This is a genomic window from Actinomadura sp. KC216, assembly GCF_004348535.1.
Classification (GTDB): Bacteria; Actinomycetota; Actinomycetes; order Streptosporangiales; family Streptosporangiaceae; genus Spirillospora.
On record NZ_SMJX01000030.1, the window covers coordinates 25,246 to 44,806 of the forward strand.

Genomic DNA, 19,561 nt, shown 5'->3' on the forward strand with positions numbered 1-19,561 from the left:
ACCGGGTAACACCGCCGATACCGTGCTTCCATGACGAGACCGGGGGACGGGACGGCGCCGGGGACCGGACGCGATCCCGGACGCCGGCGCGCCCTCCTGGAGGCCGCCGACCGGGTCATCCAGCGGGAGGGCCCGGAGGCGTCCATGGCCGCGATCGCCGCCGAGGCGGGGATCAGCAAGCCGATCCTCTACCGCCACTTCGGTGACAAGAGCGGCCTGTACCAGGCGCTGGCCGAGCGGCACACCCGCAAGCTGATCGACGGCATCCGGGAGGAGTTCTCCGGCGACGGCCCGATCCGCGCGCGCACCCGCTCCACCATCGACACCTACCTCGCGACGATCTCCAAGAACCTCAACCTCTACCGTTTCCTCATGCACCGGGCCAGCGCCGAGGACACGGCGACGCACAGCGCGATGAGCACGATGATCCGCGACGTCAGCCGGGAGCTGGCCGAGGTGATGATCGCCGAGGGCGAGATGGCGGACCGGACCCGCGCCTACGTGTGGGGCCACGCGATCGTCGGCATGGTGCAGACGGCCGGCGACTGGTGGCTCGACCACGGCGCGGACGTGCCGCGGGAGGCCGTCGTGGACGGCCTCGCCGACCTCGTCCTCGGCGGGCTGCCGGCCGCCGCGTCCGGCGCCCGCGGCCCGCAGCCGTCCGACAAGACACGATCCCCGAGGTGACTGTGAAGACCGACGCCCGCTCGCAGACCGACGCCGGCCCCGAGCCGGCCGCGCGCCCCCAGCCCGACGTGCGACCGGAGGCCGGCGTGCGGCCGGAGCCCGCCGTGGAGACCGAGCGGCGGCCCTGGGGGAGCTTCGAGCGCTTCACGCTCAACGAGCCGTCCACCGTGAAGATCATCCATGTGGCGGCGGGGCAGCGGCTCAGCCTGCAGCGGCACCGCGACCGCGACGAGATGTGGGTGGCGCTCGACCCCGGCGCGGTGTTCGAGGTCGCCGGGCGCCGCATCCTGCCCGAGGTGGGGGAGCGGGTCCTGATCCGCGCCGGCGACACGCACCGGCTCGGCTCGGACGGCCCGCCGGTGCGCGTCATGGAGATCGCGTTCGGGCACTTCGACGAGGACGACATCGAGCGCCTCGAAGACGAGTACGGGCGCGCCTGACCCGGGCGCGCCGCCATCCTTCAGATGACACGCGGGCCTGAGAGCGGGCCCAAGTGAACGGCCCGGCCGTCCGGAGTGCGGACGACCGGGCCTCTGCCTTGCGGGGAATCGAGCGGGCTACCGGAGCAGCGTCCAGTAGTGCTGGGTGCGGCCGGGCTCCTTGCCGCTGCGCGCCCGGGTCGCCCGGTACAGCTCGCCCTGGTGCCGGACGAGGTCGCCGGGCCGGTAGGACTCGCCGCCCTGCCAGTTCTGGACGCCGACCGGCGAGATGCGGCTGGCGCGCCCGTCCGCGCTGCGGGTCCGGGTCAGCGCGGAGTCGCCGACCTTCACCGGCCCGGTGTAGGGCCGCCAGGTCTTGCCGTCCGTCGAGTACTCGATCGCCAGGCCCGGGTTGCGGACGTTCGCCGTCAGCGTCCCGTCGGAGATCTTCGCCCCCGGCAGCGGGATGCGGTAGTTCACGCCGCGGTCAGCGTAGGTCCCGACCGGCTTGTAGAACGACAGCAGCGGGAACGTCTTCTGCCCGAGCGTGTTGTTGAAGACGTTCCACGCCTGGCCCATCTTCTCCGGCGACGGCGTGTTCCGGTTCCAGGCCCGCTCGGCCACGCCGAGGAGCTTGGGGAACGCCTGGTACTCGCGGATCCCGGGGGTCTTGCCGTTCTCGGCCCACAGCTGGGCTTCGAGGCCGAGGATGTTCTTCTTGCCCTCGGGGGTCAGCTTCGTCCACTTCGGGTTCGGTGTGACGGGGTTGCCCCAGCGGTCCGCGGTCGCGTTCGCGTACACGTTGAACGGCTGGTAGGTGAACGTGCTCTCCTCGTCGACCAGGGCGGCCCAGTAGTAGCCGGGCTCGTCCGGGTCCTTGTTGTAGGCGAGGTCCATGTACAGGTTCGTCGCGTGCGCGAGGATCACCGGGCTGCCCTCGTTGGCGAACCGGTACGCCCAGTCCTCACGTCCCCAGCCCCAGACGTTCTGCCACGGCAGCGGGGCGAAGCCCTTGAGGCGGAACTCCTGGGTCGGGTCGGTGACGTCCTCCCACCCGGCGGTGGTCTTGGCGTGCTTCTGCGCGATCTCGTTGTAGCGGCTGAAGAACAGGTGCTTCAGCTCTTCACCGGACTTGCCCGTGGTGTCGGGGTTCTTCTTGCACGCGGGCGATCCGGACCACCATCCCTCCGGCGGGCCCGGTGGCTCGTCGCCGCCGAGGTTCAGCCGGTTGAACGGCACGCCCGCCCGGCCGTACATCTTCGCCACCTCGGACACGACCTTGCTCAGGAACGTGTACGTGCTGGCCAGACAGGGGTTCGCCAGGTTGTCGGTGTAGTACTGGACGCTGACGTGCTTGCTGGTGTCGTCCGGGTCGAGCAGCCGGTAGGAGTCGTCGTTCGTCTGCTGGTAGCGGCGCTCCATCGACTGGACGGCCGCGCGCGCGTGCGCGGGGAAGTTCAGCTCGGGGATGACCTCGATGTGCCGGTCGGCCGCGTACCGCAGGATCTCCTCGAAGTCCTTGACGGTGTAGTACCCGCTGCCCTTGCCGACGAAGTTCAGGGTGCCGTCCTCGTAGCCCTGGTACGTCGGCCGCTGCCCGAGGTTGGCCTCGGTCTCGTTGCGGGCCTTGCCGGTGACGCCGTCACCGCCGCCGAGGTCGTTCACCGACCCCATGCCCTGGTGCAGCCCGTCCTTCTCCTGCAGGTCGTGCACCCGCTTGGAGCCGAAGTCGGTCAGCTCGGGCAGGCCGGGGATCTCCAGCCGCCAGCCCTCGTCGTTGGTGACCCCGAGGTGCAGCCTGTTGAGCTTGGTGAAGCTCATCAGGTCGAGGAACTTCAGGATGGTCTGCTTGGACTCGAAGTGGCGGCCCGTGTCGATGTGCAGGCCGCGGTACCCGAACAGCGGCGCGTCGGCGATCTCGGCGTGCGGCACGCTCACCGTCCACGCGCGGTGCCCGCGCGCGGCGGTCTTGTAGCCGTCGGTCGGGATGAGCTGGCGCAGCGTCTGGATGCCGTACAGCACCCCGGCCGGGTCGGTGCCCACGATCTGGACGCCCTTGTCGGACGCGGTGAGCGTGTAGCCCTCGGCGTCGGCCTTGCCGTCACCGTCGACGTCGAGCTTCGGGTCGACGCTCAGCGCGATCGGCGCGCCCTGCCCGCGGGTGACGTCGCTCAGCGCGGAGCGCAGGTAGCCGGCCTCGCGGCTCAGCTCGCGCGGGGCCGTGACCGGCGACTTGCCGCCGATCGCGACCGCGCCGCCGGACGACTTCGCCGACAGCGGCTGCGGGACGAGGCTCTGCTGGAGCGTGAGGTCGAGCTTCGGCGCGGTGTTCTCGGCGTACCGGGTCGCCGCCGTCTCCACGGGGCGGTTGTCGCCGGAGAAGGCCTTCGTCTGCTTGGGGTCGGTCGGGTCGAGGAGCGACTTGGCCGGCACCCACGCGGGCTTGCCGCCGTCGTAGGCGATCGTCCAGCCGCTGGGGGCGTCGGACTTGTGGACGGCCCACACCTCGAAGTAGATGTCGATCTCGCGGCGCTCGCCGGGGGCGATCGCCTTGAAGCCGTCCGCGGGTTTGAGCGCGTAGAAGTCGCCGCTCTGCGCGGCGTCGGCGCGGGCCACGGCGAGGCCCTGGGATGCGAGCTGCTTGCGGCCGATGTCGCCGACCTCGCCGGCGAGGACGGCGGTCGGCTGCCGCACGCCGTTGAAGTACAGCGCCCATCCGGCGCTGCCCAGGGCGCAGCTGTTGTCGTTGTTGTCGATGGTCAGCCGCGCGAGGTGGTACTGCGCGTCGGCGACGGTGTGGTCGACCGGCTGGTAGGTGACCATGAGTTCGCGGGGGTCCGGGTTGCAGGCCGCCGACGCCGCGCTCGACGGGGCGGCCCCAAGTAGGGCCGCGGTGAGCGCGGCGGCCGTCAGCACGGCCGCTGGTCTTTTCGGCATAAATAGGAAACTATCCTAATAATTTGCCAAGATCCCGGCCTCTGACCAGGCCTTTTGTGAAGCCGCAGGCAGTGCCGGTGGCCGCCTCCGGTCAAGCACCGGATCTTGACGGGGACGATCTCCGCAGTGTTCGATCACCGGTCAGCCTTCGCCGAAATCCCAGCTGACGGACGCGATCACGCCGCCGGGTGCCCGAAACGGCTTTTCGGGCACCCGGAAGGGAAACACGCCGCCGGTGCGAAATGCGCCGGTGCGGAAATACGCAGACCCCGCGTGGAAACGTGCGGTTCCGTCACCTGCCGGCGGCTCGGCTGCTAGCGGCGGCGGCTCAGGTGCTGGAGGTCAGGTCCAGCTCCTTGACCTTCGGGTCGCCCTCGTCCGCGAAGTAGTCGGACGTGCGGGTCGCGTCCAGGCCGTCCGCCAGCCGCGCGGCCCTGCAGACCACGGTGCCGATCACCGCGACCGCGACGTTGACGGCGAGCGCCAGCATCCCGGCGTACATCGTCATGTCGGTGTCGAAGCCGAGGTCGCTCAGCGGGTAGGCCGAGCCGCCGAAGTGCTCCTTGCCCTTCGCCGGGTTCGGGATCTGGTACAGCATCCACAGGCCCGCGGCCATGCCGCCGACCCATCCGGCGATGAGCGCGCCCCGGTGGAACCAGCGCGTCATCAGGCCGAGCGCCACCGACGGCAGCGTCTGCAGGATGATCACGCCGCCGATCAGCTGGAGGTCGATGGAGAACTCCGGGTCCAGCGCGAGGATGCACGCCACCGCGCCCGCCTTGACGATCAGCGACACCAGCTTGCTGACCGTGGCCTCCTGCTTCTCGGTCGCGTCCCGCCTGATGTACTCCCGGTAGATGTTGCGGGTGAACAGGTTGGCCGCGGCGATCGACATGATCGCCGCCGGGACCAGCGCGCCGATGCCGACGGCGGCGAACGCCACCCCCGCGAACCAGTCGGGGAACATCTGGTCGAACAGCACCGGGACGGCCGTGTTCGCGTCGGGCTTGCCGTCGGTGGTGACCGGCTTCACGTCCGCGGCGATCGCCATGTAGCCGAGCAGCGCGATCAGCCCGAGCACCAGGCTGTAGGCGGGCAGCGCCGCCATGTTCCGCTTGATCGTGTCGCGGTTGCGGGCGGCGAGCACGCCGGTGACGCTGTGCGGGTACAGGAACAGCGCCATCGCCGAGCCGAGCGCCAGCATCGCGTAGTTGAGCTGGCCGCTCCCGGCGATCGTGATCCCGTCCCCGGGCGCGGGCGTCGCCTCGAACTTGGCCTTCGCCGCCCCGAAGACCTCGCCCCAGCCGCCGAGCTTCGCCGGGATGTACAGCACCGCCACGATGATCACCAGGTAGATCAGCGCGTCCTTGACGAAGGCGATCAGCGCCGGTGCCCGCAGCCCCGACTGGTAGGTGTAGGCCGCGAGGATCACGAACGCGATGATGATCGGCCAGTGGCCGTGCACGCCCATCGCCTTCAGCACCGCCTCGATGCCGACCAGCTGCAGCGCGATGTAGGGCATCGTCGCGACGATGCCGGTGATCGCGACCAGCAGCGCGAGGGTCGGCGACCCGAACCGCGCCCGGACGAAGTCGGCCGGCGTGACGAACCCGTGCACGTGCGACACCGACCAGAGCCGGATGAGGAACAGGAACACCAGCGGATACACGACGACCGTGTACGGGACGGCGAAGAACCCCGCCGCGCCCGCGCCGAACACCAGCGCCGGGACGGCCACGAACGTGTACGCGGTGTAGAGGTCGCCGCCGATCAGGAACCAGGTGACCCAGCTGCCGAAGCTGCGGCCGCCGAGGCCCCACTCGTCCAGGTTGTCGAGGGTCTCGGCCCGGCGCCACCGCGCCGCGACGAACCCCATCCCGCTGACCGCGAGGAAGAACAGGGAGAAGACGACGATCTCGGTGACGTGGTCGCTCGCCATGCCTCAGCCCCGCTTCCTGGTCATCCGGTACACGACGACCGTGCTGCTCACGCCGAGCAGGATGAAGGCGAGCTGGATCCAGTAGAAGGCGGGGAACCCGGCCAGGCGGGGCTCGTCGCTGTTGTAGAGGAACGTCATCAGCGGCACCGCGACCGGAAGGAGCAGCAGCCAGTTCCAGGGGCTCCGGTCGGAGCGCCCACCGGACGGCGGAGCCGGAGGCGGGGGCGAGGGCCGGGACGGCGGGGGCGGATCGGTGTCCTTGGAGACCGGGACTTTCGGGTTCTCGGGAGCCAACGGGAGTCCTCCTCGTCGTGCGTCGCGGGCGCGGCCGTCCGGATCGCGTGACCGTGCCGTGCCGGAGAGTGCGGCCGGGCGAGAGTACACGCCACATGATCACGTTGTGATCTCGCTCACGGCACGACTGAGTGGATCGTTCCACCAGGAAGAGGGGGGTGTGTGGCCGGTCGGGCGCCGATCGGGCGGGGCGGTCGGGCCCGTTCAGACCGTGCGGTCGGCGGCGGTCCGCGGCTCGTGCCGGACGTCGGTGGGCCGGTCGAGCTCCCGGGTCCACGCGGCGAACTCCAGCAGGATCCCGTCGGGGTCCTTGAAGTAGATGGAGCGGACGAACACGCCCTCGTGGTTCTCCGGCGCGACGCCGAACTCGCTGTCGTCGTGGTTGAGCAGCACCCCGACGTCGACGCCCTTGGCGATCAGCCGGTCGCGGTACTCCTCGATCCGCTCCGGCGGGACGTCGAACGCGACGTGGTTCATCGACCCCACGGCCGACAGCAGCTCGCCCCGGTCGGGCAGGGTCTTCGGCGCGGACACGCCGGGGACGGGCTCGGGCGCGTCCGGGAACCAGAAGAAGGCGAGCGCGTTCCCGCCGCCGCAGTCGAAGAAGAAGTGCTGCCCCCAGCCCATCGGCAGCTCGATCGTCTTGATCAGCGGCATGCCGAGCACGCCCTGGTAGAAGTCCACGGTCCGCTCCATGTCGCTGCAGACCAGTGCGAGATGGTTGACGCCGCGCAGTTCGAACTCGGTGTTCTTGCTGGTCATGGGAGCCCGCCCGGTGAAGTAAGTGATCCCTTTCAGCTGTGCCCATGGTAACCTCGCCGCATGCGAACCGCAGCCTCCCAGTGGTGGTGGCGCCGCTAGAGGCGGTGCCGGTTCGTGCGTGTTCAGATCAGGCGACCGCCCTCACCGGCGGTCGTTTTGCGTGTTACCCGCCTGGTGAGGGCCCGACATGAGGGGCCACCGCGGTGGAGACCGTCTCACAGCAGCCGCTGACCAGCGAGTTCGTCACGACCGGGGGCGTACGGGTGAGCCGTACGGCCACCCCGGTCGACCCCGAGCGCAAGTCCGACGTGCTGAACGCCCTCGTCGCCGCCGTGGGGGAGCGGCGCGGCGGCGTCCTCAGCTCCGGGATGGAGTATCCGGGCCGCTACAGCCGCTGGCACATGGCCTACACCGACCCCTGCGCGGAGATCGTCGCCCGCGGCCGGACGGTCGCCGTCCGGGCCCTCAACGAGCGGGGACGCGTCGTCCTGCCCGCCATGGCCGCCGTCCTCCGCGGCGTCGGCGAGGTCCGGGCCGACGAGCCCGGCCTCTTCGAGGTGTTCGTCCCCCCGGCGGAGGAGTTCTTCACCGAGGAGGAGCGCAGCCGCCAGCCGACCGTGTTCACCGCCCTGCGCGCCGTCGTCGGCCTGTTCGGCTGCGACGACCCGCACCTCGGCCTCTACGGGGCGTTCGGGTACGACCTGTCGCTGCAGTTCGAGCCGCTGCGGACCCGCCTGGAGCGCCCGGACGACCAGCGCGACCTCGTCCTGCACCTGCCCGACGAGCTCGTCGTCGTGGACCGCAAGCGCGAGACCTCGCACCGCCTCTCCTACGAGTTCGAGATCGGCGGCACGAGCACGGCGGGACTGCCGCGCGCCACCGAGCCGACGCCCGTCCCGGAGGCGCGGGCGGAGCTTCCGCCGCAGCCGGTGCCCGGCGTGTACGCGCAGACGGTGCGGGACGCGAAGGTGAAGTTCATCCGCGGCGACCTGTTCGAGGTGACGCCGGGGCACGCCATGTACGGCCGGTGCGACGCGCCCGCCGCGTTCTTCGAGCGCCTCCGTGAGACCAACCCGGCCCCGTACGAGTTCATGTTCAACCTGGGGGAGGGCGAGTACCTGGTCGGCGCGTCGCCGGAGATGTTCGTCCGGGTCGCCGGCGACCGGGTCGAGACGTGCCCGATCGCCGGGACGATCAAGCGCGGCGCCGACGCGCTGGAGGACGCCGAGCAGATCCGCGCGATCCTGTCGTCCGCCAAGGACGAGTCGGAGCTGACCATGTGCACCGACGTGGACCGCAACGACAAGTCGCGGATCTGCGTGCCCGGCAGCGTGCGCGTCCTCGGCCGCCGGCAGATCGAGATCTACTCGCGGCTGATCCACACCGTCGACCACATCGAGGGACGGCTGCGCCCCGGGTTCGACGCGCTCGACGCGTTCCTCACCCACATGTGGGCGGTCACCGTCACCGGCGCGCCGAAGACGTGGGCGATGCAGTTCATCGAGGACCACGAGGAGTCGCCGCGCCGCTGGTACGGCGGCGCGGTCGGGTGCATCGGCTTCGACGGGTCGATGAACACGGGACTGACGCTGCGGACGGCGCAGATCCGCGACGGGATCGCGACGGTCCGGGCCGGGGCGACGCTGCTGTACGACTCCGACCCCGACGAGGAGGAGCGCGAGACGCACCTCAAGGCCAGCGCGCTGCTCGGCGCGCTCGCCGAGTCCCAGGAGGGCGGCGCCGACGCCGGGCCGCGTGAGGAGCCGGAGCGGCAGGGGGACGGGCTGAAGGTGCTGCTCGTCGACCACGAGGACTCGTTCGTCAACACCCTCGCCGACTACTTCCGCCAGCAGGGCGCCGACGTCGTGACCCTCCGGCACGGGTTCCCGGCGCGGATGCTGGACGAGCACGCGCCCGACCTGGTCGTCCTGTCTCCGGGGCCGGGCCGTCCCGAGGACTTCGCCGCCCACGCCCTCCTGGACGCCCTGGACGAGCGGAACCTCCCGGTCTTCGGCGTCTGCCTCGGCCTGCAGGCGATGGTGGAGCACGCGGGCGGCGAGCTGACGCTGCTGCCCGAGCCGTCCCACGGAAAGCCCGGCCAGGTCAAGGTCGCCGGCGGAGCGCTGTTCGACGGCCTCCCGGACGAGTTCACCGCGGCCCGCTACCACTCGCTGCACGCCACGCCCGACCGGGTGAAGGGGTTCCAGGTGACGGCGCTGACCGGCGACGTCGTGATGGCGATCGAGGCCCCGGAGCGGCGGCGCTGGGCGGTGCAGTTCCACCCGGAGTCCATCCTCACCGCGGCGGGCGGCGCCGGGCACCGGATCGTGGCCAACGTCCTGAGGCTGAGCCGTCCCTAGTCCCAAAGCAGGAGGGACGGCAGGGCGAAATGGTCCTCTGGGTCCTATCGCGACCCAGCGCGCAAGGGAAGACTGGGTGACCGGCCACGGCGCCGCCCTTCCGCGACGCAGTGATCGCCGTTATCCCAGCGGAGAGGGGAGTAATCCCCTCTCCGCACCCGGGGTCCGTGCTGTGGGGTACATAACAGCCTTTTCGGACATCCGAAACGCGATGCCCGTTTCCGGGCCCTCTCCGGGGGGATCCCGGCCGCCATGATGACGATTCTGTGGCTCATCGCCGTGATCCTGGTCATCGCCGGGGTCTATGTGATCCTCGCCCGCCGCGAACTGATCTTCGGCATCGTGCTGATCGTGGTCGGGCTGCTCGTCGGCCCGGGAGGGGTGAGCATCTTCAACTGACCCCGCCCCCGCCCTCGTGGCGGCACGCCGGGACGGAACGCTGACATGGGTTGTCAGGTTTCGGTGCCAGCATCGTCCCCATGAGCAGTGCCACCACACAGAACACCCCGCTGGCAGGAAAGATCGCCCTGGTCGCGGGCGGGACGCGCGGCGCGGGACGCGGCATCGCCGTGGAGTTCGGCGCCGCCGGCGCGACCGTGTACGTGACCGGACGCTCCACCCGGGCGGACCGCTCGGAGATGGACCGTCCCGAGACCATAGAGGAGACCGCTGAGCTGGTGACGGCCGCGGGCGGCGAGGGAATCGCCGTCCGGGTCGACCACCTCGACCCGGAGCAGGTCGCCGCGCTCGTCGCGCGCATCGACGCCGAGCAGGGCCGGCTGGACGTCCTCGTCAACGACGTCTGGGGCTCGGACCGCTACTTCGAGTTCGGCAAGCCGCTGTGGGAGCAGTCCCTCGACGGCGGGCTGCGGATGCTGCGGCTCGGCATCGACACCCACGCCATCACCAGCCACCGCGCCCTGCCGCTGCTGATCCGCGAGCCCGGCGGCCTCGTGATCGAGATGACCGACGGGACCGCCGAGTACAACGCGGCGTACCGCAAGGACGTCGGCTACTTCTACGACCTCGTCAAGAGCGCCGTGATCAGGATGGCGCTCGCCCAGTCCGAGGAGATCGCGCAGTACGGGGCGACGGCACTGGCGCTGACGCCCGGGTGGCTGCGCTCGGAGGCGATGCTCGACAACTTCGGCGTCACCGAGGCGAACTGGCGCGACGCGACCAAGGTCGTCCCGCACTTCGCGATCTCGGAGTCCCCGGCGTACGTGGGACGGGCCGTCGCGGCGCTCGCCGCCGACCCGGACCGGGCCCGCTGGAACGGCGCGTCGCTGTCCAGCGGCGGGCTCGCGAAGGAGTACGGCTTCACCGACGCCGACGGCAGCCGCCCCGACGCCTGGCGCTACCTCGTCGAGGTGCAGGACAAGGGGCTGCCCGCCGACGTCACCGGCTACCGCTGACGCTGGGATTTGCTCCTGTTTCAGATGGTTTGAGGCGGTTATGGCTCCAGTGACCTGGAAGGAGGAGCCATGCCGATGATGACCAAGAGCGGCAAGCTGCGGATGCAGGAGCTCCCCAGCACGCTCCAGCGCTCCCCGAAGGAGGCCCAGGAGACCTTCGCCAAGGCCCACGACTCCGCGGTCGAGACCTACGGGGAGGGGGAGCGGGCGCACCGCACCGCCTATTCGGCGCTCAAGCACAAGTTCGAGAAGCGCGGCGACCGCTGGCTCCCGAAGGGCCGCAAGGGCCCGTCCGACCCGCGGGCCAAGGACCCCCAGGCCCGCCGCGGGCGCGGGAAGAGCTTCGGCGGCGTGGACGTCGAGGGCAGCAGCAAGAAGGAGCTGTACGACCGCGCGGCCGGCCTCGACGTGCAGGGCCGCTCGAAGATGACCAAGGAAGAACTCGCCGAGGCGATCGCGCGCAAGCAGGGCTAGCCGCGGCCGGGACGAGGAGGCGAACGGCCATGCCCATGGACGAACGCACCAAGGCCACCGTCCGGACCCTGCTGGACCGGCACCCGGACGGCTACGTCGCCGAGGCCACCGGCTTCACGGTGACCAACACGGCGGCGGGGCTGTTCCGGCTGCTGGTCCTGGCGATCCTCGCCGACGACGGCGCGCCGTCGCGGGCCGCCGTCGACGCGACCCGCGCCCTGCTGGACCGGCACTGGGACAGCGCGCCCGAGATGGCGAAGTCGGACGAGGGCGAACGGTCCGAGGTCATCGACCGCGCGGGCTACGACGGTGCCGAGCAGGCGTCCCGGCGGCTGGGCGAGGCCACCCGCCTCGTCATGGACCGCTACGGCGGCGACCTGCAGCGGCTCCGGGCGGCGGCGGACGGCGACGCCGGGCGGCTGCGCGACCTCCTCCGGGAGATCCCCGGGATGGACGACGCCGGCCTGACGGTGTTCCTGCGCGAGGCGCAGATGTTCTGGCCGGAGGCCGGGCCCTTCGTCGACGAGCGCGCGGCCGCCGCCGCCGAGCGGCTCGGCCTGCCGTCCGACCCCGGCGAGCTGCTGGAGGACGTGGCCAGGGGCGGCGGCGAGGAGAAGCTGTCCTGGCTGGTGGGCGCCCTCGCGCTCGCCGACGTGCACGACGAGTACGACGGCATCCGCCGCACGGCCGAGGCCGCCGCCCGCGCCTGACGCCGGCGCGCCGGGCTCCCCGCGCCATTCGCCGCCGCGCCCGGATCAGCGGGACGCGTACAGCTCCGCGAGCCGGGCGGCGGCGCCCGCCATCCGCTCCCGCAGCTCCGGCGGCGCGAGGACCTCGACCTCCGGCCCGAACCGCATCAGCTCCGACGCCGCGACCACCATCGACTCGATGGGAAGCGTCGTCACCACCCATCCCTCCGCGTCGGGCTCACCGGCGTCCTCCTGCGCCCGCCGCGCCGCGTACGGCTCGACGGCGTAGCGCAGCATCCGCATCCCGGCCGGCGACAGCCGGACGGTGATCTCCTCCCGCAGCATCGACCGCACGAACGACGCGGCCTGCTCCCGCCAGTGCGCGGCGAGGTCGAAGTCCTCGTCGCGGTCGAAGCGGGCCCCGGTCGGCCGGACGCCGGCGACCCGGTCGACCCGGTAGGTGCGCGGCCTGCCGCCGACCCGCGCGACGAGGTACCAGGTGCCGTTCTTCAGCACCAGCCCGTAGGGCTCGACCGTCCGCGTGACCTCGGCGTCCTTGCGGCGGTAGCGCAGCTCGACCGGCTCGTCCTCCCAGACGGCGCGGGCGAGGTCGCGCAGCAGCGGCGGCGGGCCGGACTCGCCGAACCAGCCCGGCGCGTCCAGGTGGAACCGCTGGCCCGCCCGCGACGGCGCGTCCCGCAGCGAGGCGGGCAGCGCCGCGAGGACCTTCAGCTCCGCCGCGGCCACCGCGTCGCCGCGCCCCATGTCGTCGGCCGGGCCCGGCAGCCCGGACAGGAACAGCGCCTCCGCCTCCTCGCGGGTGAGCCCGGTCAGCCGCGTCCGGTACCCGCCGACGAGCCGGTACCCGCCGGCGCGGCCCTGCTCGGCGTACACCGGGACCCCGGCCGCCGACAGCGCCTCCATGTCCCGGTAGACGGTGCGCTCGGACACCTCCAGCTCCCGCGCCAGCTCGCCCGCCGTCATCGTCTCCCGCGACTGCAGGAGCAGCACCATCGAGATCAACCGAGCCGCCCGCACGCCCCCTGTCTACCAGGAACGCCACCCTTGGACCGTTCCTGACAATTTCGTGGCAGCTTCGCCCGGATCGCCTTCCGGACCGCGCGGTCGGGCTGTTAGCTTCGCGGCGTGCTCACCGGAACAACCTCCATCGAAGCGTTCATCGACGCCCTGCCGAAGGTCGAGCTGCACGTCCACCTCGTGGGCTCCGCCTCCGTCCCGACCGTGCTCGAACTCGCCCGCCGCCACCCCGACGGACCCGTCCCGGTGGACGAGCGCGAGCTGCGCGCCTTCTACGAGTTCCGCGACTTCCCGCACTTCGCCGAGGTGTACGAGGCGGTGTCCGGCCTCGTCCGGACGCCGGAGGACGTCGGGACGCTCGTGTCCGGCACCGCCCGCGACCTCGCCGCCCAGAACGTCCGGTACGTCGAGCTGACCGTCACCCCGTACACCCACCAGCGCGCCGGGATGCCGATGCCCGCGATCACCGAGGCGCTCGACCACGCGGTCCGCGAGGCCCGCGAGCGGCTCGGCGTCCGCGTCGCCTACATCTTCGACATCCCCGGCGAGTTCGGCGCCGAGGGCGCCCGCGGCACCCTCGACCACGCGCTCCGGCACCCGCCGGAGGCGCTCGTCGGGTTCGGCCTCGGCGGCATCGAGCAGATGCGCCCGCCGCACCGGGACGCGTTCCGCGACGCGTTCGCCGCCGCCCGCGCCGCCGGGCTGCGCAGCCTCCCGCACGCCGGCGAGATGACCGGTCCCGAGACGATCTGGGAGGCCGTCGAGGGCCTGCGCGCCGAGCGGATCGGCCACGGCACCAGCTGCCTGGACGATCCGCGCCTCGTCGCGCACCTGCGCGAGACGCGGATCCCGCTCGAAGTGTGCCCGACGTCCAACGTGTGCACCGGGCAGGTCGCCTCCCTCGCCGAGCACCCGCTGCCGCGGATGCTGGACGAGGGCCTGTTCCTCACGCTGAACAGCGACGACCCGCCGATGTTCGACACGACCCTCACCGGCGAGTACCGCATCGCCGCCGAGGTGTTCGGGCTCGGCCGCGACGGCCTGGCGTCCCTGGCCCGCAACGCCGTGACCGCCTCGTCGCTGGACGAGGAGTCCCGCCGTGCGATCCTCGCCGACATCGACGCCGTGACAGGGCCCGCCTAGCCCCAGGCCATGCGCCGCCAGGGGCTGTCGGGGTCTTCGGCCAGGACACGGTGCCCGGCGACGGAGCGCTCGTACCACTCGCCGAACTCGCCGTCGTCGAACCGCAGCATCCGCCCGAGGATGTACCCGGCGGAGAACGCGCCCCACGACGAGTAGACCTGGTTGGCGCGCTGCCCGGCGGTGAGGACGCACTTCTCGGCCTCCTCCGCGTCGCAGTACCCGGCGTTCAGGCCCCACCGGGCCATGTTCACCGCGCGGCCGAAGTCGTAGCCGTAGACGCTCTCGACCCGGCCGTCCGCCCGCAGGAGGCCGTCGGCGCGGAAGCGCGACTCGTACCGCAGGATCCGCCCGGACAGCTCGACGACCTCGTGGACGGTCTGCTCCGCGATGTCCCGCTCCCGGCACCAGGCCACGATCGCCGCGCGCCACGCCCCCTGGTCGGCGCCGCGGCCGCGCCGGTCGAGCACCATCTGGATGGCGGGGTCGCTGTTGCGGGCCTCGAGCAGCCCGTCCATCTGCTCGCGCCAGGTCGCGTGGTCGGTGACGCCCCAGTCGCGTTCCAGCAGGTCCCGGTCGCCGCCGGGATCGTCGCCGAGGGTGTTCCACGGCACCCCGTTGCCGACCGCGAGGTGCGCCCCCACGGCGAGCGCCGCGGCGAGACGCCCCCAGGCGGCGCCGTCGGGGTCGGTGATCAGGACGTCGTGGTCGCGGTCGGGCCGCCGCTCGGCGTCGGCGAGCAGCTTGGCGACCTGCCGGTGCCCGTCCCCGCCGGGCGGCATCTGCGCCATCAGCTCCCGCAGCGGCCGCAGCGCCTCCCGCGGCCCGGCGTCCTTGACGATGAGCCGCGCCGCGTGGACCCCGGCGGCGTCGGCGCGCTTGGCGTCGTGCAGCGCCCAGAACCCGCTCATCGCCGCCCACGCCCGCCGCGCCGCCTCGCCGGTACGGCCCGCGGCGGCCATGACGTGCGCCGCCTGCGCGTCCAGCCCGGCACGGACCTCGGCGGGCATCGACGCGGCGCCCCGGTCGAGCGTGTCGAGCAGCCGCTGCGCCTCGCCCGTCTTGCCCGCCGCGGCGAGCGCCCGTGCGCACCGCGCCCGCGCCGCGACGGCGGGCGCCCAGTCGCCCCGAGCCTCCATGGCCTCGGCGGCCTCCGCGAACGCGGCCGCGGCCTCCCCGGCCCGCCCCTGCCGCTCGAACTTCCTGGCCCGGTCGAGAATGCCCTGATACGTCATGGTCCCCTCCGCGGGCAACGGTACCGGTCCCGGTGATCTCCGTGGTCGGGCTTGGAGGAGACCGGCCGTGCCCAGGTCGCGGGCGTCTCGCCCGGGGTGGTTTCCTAGGGACGACGGAAACGAGCGAGGGGGATACGAGAGTGAAGAGCGTCGAACCGGAGGTGTTCCTCGTCGCGCGGCCCGAGCTGGACTACGACGAGGTGGCCCGTTACCTGCGGGACGTCGGCGGCGAGAGCTGGCTGGAGCGCCTCGACCGGGGCGACCTCGACGACGAGCTGAACGACCCGCAGAACCTCGCCGAGTTCGCGGGACGGCTCTGCTACCGCTCCTGGGAGCCGGCCCTGAACCCCAACGTGGTCAAGATCCGGACCGACTCGGGCCAGTACCTGGAGAACATCCTGCGCAGCCTGCACGGCTCGGTGCTGGAGCACGTCAGCTTCAGCTTCGTCCTGCACAACGTGAGCCGCGTCCTCACCCACGAGCTGGTGCGGCACCGCCCGGGGGTGGCGATCTCGCAGGAGTCGATGCGGTTCGTCCGGCTCCAGGACATCCCCTTCTGGTTCCCCGAGTGGGCCCGCGAGGACGCCGAGCTGATGAAGCGCGCCACCGCCATGCTGGAGCAGATGGAGGAGTTCCAGGCGTGGATGGCCGGGCACTTCGGGCTGGACGACGAGGGCGTGCCGTTCAAGGAGAAGAAGCACAAGACGTCGTTCATGCGCAGGTTCGCGCCCGAGGGCGTCGGCACGGGCCTGGTCTGGACGGCCAACGTCCGCACGCTGCGCCACACCCTGGAGAACCGCACCGCGCCGGGCGCGGAGGAGGAGATCCGGCTGCTGTTCGGCAAGATCGGCGAAGTGGTGCGCAAGGAGGCCCCGGACCTGTTCGGCGACTACGTCGTCGAGGACGGGACCTGGATCCCCAAGTGGCGGAAGGTCTAGGCGGGCGCGCACCGATCCGGAATTATTGGACGGTATGTCTGACATAACCATTCCCGCGGGTGCGCGGGAGCTGCCCGGCTACCTCGCCGTCCCCGAGGGGGAGGGGCCGTGGCCGGGCGTGGTCGTCGTGTTCGAGGCGATGGGCGCGAACGCGGACATGCGCGCCCAGGCCGACCGGTTCGCCGCGAACGGGTACCTCGCCGTCGTGCCCGACCTGTACGGCGGGGCGCCGTGGGTGCGCTGCGTCACCAAGGCGCTGCGGGACATGCGCGCCCGCCGCGGGTCCACCTACGACCACATCGAGGCGACCCGGGCATGGCTCGCCGCCAGGGACGACTGCACGGGCGACGTGGGCGTGTGCGGGTTCTGCATGGGCGGCGGGTTCGCGCTGGTCGCGGCGGCGAAGTACGACTTCCAGGCCGCGGCCGTCAACTACGGCATCCTGCCGCGCCGGCCGGAGGAGGCGCTGCGCGGCGCGTGCCCGATCGTCGCGAGCTACGGCGGCGCCGACCCGACGCTGCGCCGGGCGGCGGCCAAACTGGAGCGGGCCCTCGCGATCGCGGACGTGACGCACGACGTGAAGGAGTACCCGGGTGCCGGGCACGGCTTCCTCACCGGGTTCGCGCCGCCGCCCCCGCTCGGCCCCGTCGCGAAGATCGTCTTCGGGCTCGGCCGGGGCCGCGAGCACGCGCCCGACGGCTGGGACCGGATCTTCGCCTTCTTCGGCGCGCACCTTAATAAAAAATCTACACCGTAAAGGCAGCGGGCTCGTCGCCCGTTACCCGGGGTGTAATCGCCGCCATTACCTGGCGCAGGTAACGTCGGGGCCATGACGGCGGCCTTGAGCGATGTCAGACCGGTGGGGGATCTGCTGCGCGCGTGGCGGCAGCGGCGCAGGCTGAGCCAGCTGGAGCTGGCGTCGGCGGCTGAGGTGTCGACACGGCACCTCAGCTTCGTGGAGACCGGGCGCTCGGCGCCGAGCCGGGACATGGTCCTGCGGCTCGCCGAGCACCTGGACGTCCCGCTGCGCGACCGGAACCTGCTGCTCGTGGCGGGCGGGTACGCGCCGGTGTTCGGCGAGACGCCGTTCGAGGAGCCGCGGATGGACTCGGTCCGCGCGGCGCTGAAGCAGGTCCTGGACGGGCACGAGCCGTTCCCTGCGGTCGTCGTGGACCGGTTCTGGAACCTGATCGACGCCAACGGCGCGGCCGGGCTCTTCATGGAGAACGTCGCGCCGGAGCTGCTGGAGCCGCCGCTGAACGTGCTGCGCCTCAGCATGCATCCCGACGGGATGGCGAAGCACATCCTGAACCTGCCCGAGTGGCGCGCGCACATGATCGACCGGGTGCGGCGGCACGTGGCGCTGACCGCGGACGCGGGCCTCGCGCAGCTCTACCGGGAGCTGCGCGGCTTCCCCGGGGACGTGGGGGAGGCGTTCGCGCCGCCCGCGGGCGACGAGGTGGTCGTCCCGCTCCGGCTGCGGGTGGACGGGCGGGAGCTGTCGTTCTTCACCACCATCGCGACGTTCGGCACGCCGGTCGACATCACGGTCGCGGAACTGGCGATCGAGTCGTTCTATCCGGCGGACGAGCCGACGACCAGGTTCCTGCGCGAACGCGCGGGGTGGTGACGGCCGCCCCGGCGACCGCGCTCGCGCTGGGCCCTTCGTCCTCCGCGTCGAGCAGGTCGTGGTGGATCCGGGCGAGGGGCATCCCGTGCCGCTGCAGCGCGGTGGCGGTGCTCCGGACGAAGGGGGCGGGCCCGGCGACGTAGGCGTCGAGGTCCTCCCAGTGGGGCAGGCGGTCCAGGAGGCCGGGCAGGACGTCGGGCAGCCGGCCCCGCAGGGAATCCGGCCCCTCGGCGGGCGCGTCGCCGGGCTCGGGCGGTCGCGACAGGACCGTGGTCCGGCGCAGCCGCGGGTAGGCGGACTCCAGCACGCGCAGGCCGTCGAGGTCGTAGAGGTCCTGCTCGCCGCGGGCCCCGACGACCAGGTGGACGCCCCGTCCCGGGCCGGACGAGAGGGCCTGCTCGGCGAGCGCCTTCATCGGGGCGAGGCCGGTGCCGCCGCCGATCAGCAGGAGCCCGCGGCCGGAGTCCCGGTCGAGCGTCATCGCGCCCGCGGCCGGGCCGAGCAGCACGGTGTCGCCGGGCCCGGTGTGCCGCACCAGCGCGCCGCTCACCCATCCGGCGGGGCGGGCGCGGACGTGCAGGCGCAGCGTCCCGTCGGAGCGGGGCGCGTTCGCGATCCAGTACGGCCGCCAGACGCGGGGCCAGCGGGGCGTCTGCACGCTGACGCGCTGGCCCGGCAGGAATGGCAGCGGGCGTTCGGGCCGCAGCGTGAGGACCGCGAGGTCGCCGGAGCGGCGGTCGTGCGCGGCGACCTCGGCGACCCACCAGGGCGGGGCGTCCGCCGCGTCGCGCTCCGCGGCCTCGATCATCGTCGCGGCGGCGGACCGGTAGGCGGAGGTCCAGGCGTGCTCGGCCTCGGCGGTCCACACGTCGGCGGCGAACGAGCGGAGCGTCGCGATGAGCGCGGCCTCGACGGCGGGGTAGTGCTCGCGCAGCACCCCGTGCTTGCGGTGGCCGCGGCCGAGCCGGGCGAGGTGGCGGGCGAGGTCCTCCGGGTTGTCCTGGCTCCAGACGAGCCGGGTGAGCGCGTGGAAGAAGCGGTCGTGCTGGGCGCCCATCGCGGGTGGGAAGAGCGCCCGCAGCCGCGGTTCCGCCGCGAAAAGGCGGCCGTAGAAATAGCTCATCGCGCCCGCGGGGTGGGATTCCAGGCGGGTGAAGGTCTCTTTGACGATTCTGGGTTCCGGTGCCATTCGCCAGCTCGCCCCCTGGGGCTTTTCAGAGGCCTGATCCGGGATGTCCGCGGTGATCGGACCGCATTCGATGCCCGGCTGGGTGAGATTCTCGCAGCCGAATCCGCAGGTGTTCAAGCGGGACGCCGGGACGCCGGCGTGATCAGAGCGGTGCGTGATCGTCCGTTAATTCTCCGTAGCCGGATAATCGGAAGGAAGCGGACGCATACTGATCAGTACCGCCATGCCCCGGGGTGACGTCCTTGTGGCCGGGCCGGAAGGAGGGTGATGGAGGATGATCCTCCTCCCTGGTGGAAGATTTCCGGATTTGCTGGTTTTCTCGGCCGGGGGTCCGCCGGGCGGCGGCGGCCCGGAAGCCCGGCCCGCATTGACGTTCTCGCCGTTTGGGACTGCGTCGGTCGGTCCCGTGCGGCAA

Annotated in this window: 18 protein-coding genes; 11 read left to right on the forward strand and 7 right to left on the reverse strand. The window is 72.2% G+C overall.

Annotated features, from left to right (window positions below):
* The first annotated feature begins 30 nt into the window (after window positions 1-30).
* The gene (locus tag E1264_RS08010) at window positions 31-687 is read left to right on the forward strand and encodes a TetR family transcriptional regulator (protein WP_132171163.1); all 657 of its coding nucleotides are present in this window, start codon (window positions 31-33) and stop codon (window positions 685-687) included.
* Entirely contained in the window at window positions 684-1,127 is a 444-nt protein-coding gene (locus E1264_RS08015) for a phosphomannose isomerase type II C-terminal cupin domain (RefSeq protein ID WP_243710816.1), read from the forward strand. Before E1264_RS08010 ends, E1264_RS08015 begins: the two co-directional genes overlap by 4 nt.
* Window positions 1,128-1,244: 117 nt before the next feature.
* Here E1264_RS08015 and E1264_RS08020 read toward each other — a convergent pair whose 3' ends face one another.
* The 4 genes from E1264_RS08020 to E1264_RS08035 form a co-directional block, all read right to left on the reverse strand.
* Window positions 1,245-4,043, reverse strand: coding sequence for a family 20 glycosylhydrolase (locus tag E1264_RS08020; protein WP_132171165.1), 2,799 nt, complete (start codon window positions 4,041-4,043; stop codon window positions 1,245-1,247).
* Between the two features lie 328 nt (window positions 4,044-4,371).
* Window positions 4,372-5,982, reverse strand: a complete 1,611-nt coding sequence (locus tag E1264_RS08025; RefSeq protein WP_132171167.1) for a sodium:solute symporter family protein — start codon at window positions 5,980-5,982, stop codon at window positions 4,372-4,374.
* Window positions 5,983-5,985: 3 nt separating this feature from the next.
* Window positions 5,986-6,276 carry a DUF3311 domain-containing protein gene (locus E1264_RS08030; protein ID WP_132171169.1) on the reverse strand — a complete coding sequence of 97 codons (291 nt, stop codon included), beginning with the start codon at window positions 6,274-6,276 and terminating at the stop codon, window positions 5,986-5,988.
* A 204-nt stretch (window positions 6,277-6,480) separates the two neighbouring features.
* Complete coding sequence (locus tag E1264_RS08035) at window positions 6,481-7,038, reverse strand: VOC family protein (protein WP_132171171.1); 558 nt, start codon at window positions 7,036-7,038, stop codon at window positions 6,481-6,483.
* 203 nt (window positions 7,039-7,241) lie between these two features.
* Here E1264_RS08035 and E1264_RS08040 point away from each other — a divergent pair, with 203 nt between their 5' ends.
* The 5 genes from E1264_RS08040 to E1264_RS08055 all read left to right on the forward strand — a co-directional run bounded on the left by E1264_RS08040 (window position 7,242) and on the right by E1264_RS08055 (window position 11,997).
* A complete protein-coding gene (locus E1264_RS08040) occupies window positions 7,242-9,398 on the forward strand; it encodes an anthranilate synthase component I (protein WP_132171173.1) in 2,157 nt (718 codons plus the stop codon).
* A gap of 252 nt (window positions 9,399-9,650) precedes the next feature.
* Complete coding sequence (locus tag E1264_RS43210) at window positions 9,651-9,797, forward strand: GPGG-motif small membrane protein (protein WP_165964065.1); 147 nt, start codon at window positions 9,651-9,653, stop codon at window positions 9,795-9,797.
* 80 nt (window positions 9,798-9,877) lie between these two features.
* Entirely contained in the window at window positions 9,878-10,813 is a 936-nt protein-coding gene (locus E1264_RS08045) for an SDR family oxidoreductase (RefSeq protein WP_132171175.1), read from the forward strand.
* A gap of 69 nt (window positions 10,814-10,882) precedes the next feature.
* Window positions 10,883-11,287 carry a ChaB family protein gene (locus E1264_RS08050; protein ID WP_132171177.1) on the forward strand — a complete coding sequence of 135 codons (405 nt, stop codon included), beginning with the start codon at window positions 10,883-10,885 and terminating at the stop codon, window positions 11,285-11,287.
* A gap of 29 nt (window positions 11,288-11,316) precedes the next feature.
* Window positions 11,317-11,997, forward strand: a complete 681-nt coding sequence (locus E1264_RS08055) for a hypothetical protein (RefSeq protein ID WP_132171179.1) — start codon at window positions 11,317-11,319, stop codon at window positions 11,995-11,997.
* Between the two features lie 45 nt (window positions 11,998-12,042).
* On the opposite strand, the gene E1264_RS08060 is transcribed toward E1264_RS08055, so the two are convergent.
* Window positions 12,043-13,014, reverse strand: coding sequence for a YafY family protein (locus tag E1264_RS08060; RefSeq protein WP_132171181.1), 972 nt, complete (start codon window positions 13,012-13,014; stop codon window positions 12,043-12,045).
* Window positions 13,015-13,122: 108 nt separating this feature from the next.
* Between E1264_RS08060 and add the strand changes: the two genes are divergently transcribed.
* Complete coding sequence (gene add / locus E1264_RS08065) at window positions 13,123-14,157, forward strand: adenosine deaminase (protein WP_132171183.1); 1,035 nt, start codon at window positions 13,123-13,125, stop codon at window positions 14,155-14,157.
* Here the strand turns inward: add and E1264_RS08070 are convergent.
* On the reverse strand, window positions 14,154-15,389 hold the full coding sequence (locus E1264_RS08070; RefSeq protein ID WP_132171185.1) for a DUF1266 domain-containing protein: 1,236 nt from the start codon (window positions 15,387-15,389) through the stop codon (window positions 14,154-14,156). The genes add and E1264_RS08070 overlap by 4 nt on opposite strands.
* A 140-nt stretch (window positions 15,390-15,529) precedes the next feature.
* Here E1264_RS08070 and thyX point away from each other — a divergent pair, with 140 nt between their 5' ends.
* The 3 genes from thyX to E1264_RS08085 all read left to right on the forward strand — a co-directional run bounded on the left by thyX (window position 15,530) and on the right by E1264_RS08085 (window position 17,957).
* Window positions 15,530-16,327 (forward strand): FAD-dependent thymidylate synthase, encoded by a 798-nt coding sequence (gene thyX, locus E1264_RS08075; RefSeq protein WP_132171187.1) that lies wholly within the window; start codon window positions 15,530-15,532, stop codon window positions 16,325-16,327.
* A 34-nt stretch (window positions 16,328-16,361) separates the two neighbouring features.
* Window positions 16,362-17,084, forward strand: coding sequence for a dienelactone hydrolase family protein (locus tag E1264_RS08080; RefSeq protein ID WP_132171189.1), 723 nt, complete (start codon window positions 16,362-16,364; stop codon window positions 17,082-17,084).
* A gap of 72 nt (window positions 17,085-17,156) precedes the next feature.
* Entirely contained in the window at window positions 17,157-17,957 is an 801-nt protein-coding gene (locus tag E1264_RS08085) for a helix-turn-helix transcriptional regulator (RefSeq protein WP_132171191.1), read from the forward strand.
* Here the strand turns inward: E1264_RS08085 and E1264_RS08090 are convergent.
* The gene (locus E1264_RS08090; RefSeq protein ID WP_132171193.1) at window positions 17,872-19,146 is read right to left on the reverse strand and encodes a globin domain-containing protein; all 1,275 of its coding nucleotides are present in this window, start codon (window positions 19,144-19,146) and stop codon (window positions 17,872-17,874) included. The genes E1264_RS08085 and E1264_RS08090 overlap by 86 nt on opposite strands.
* Window positions 19,147-19,561 lie beyond the last annotated feature (415 nt).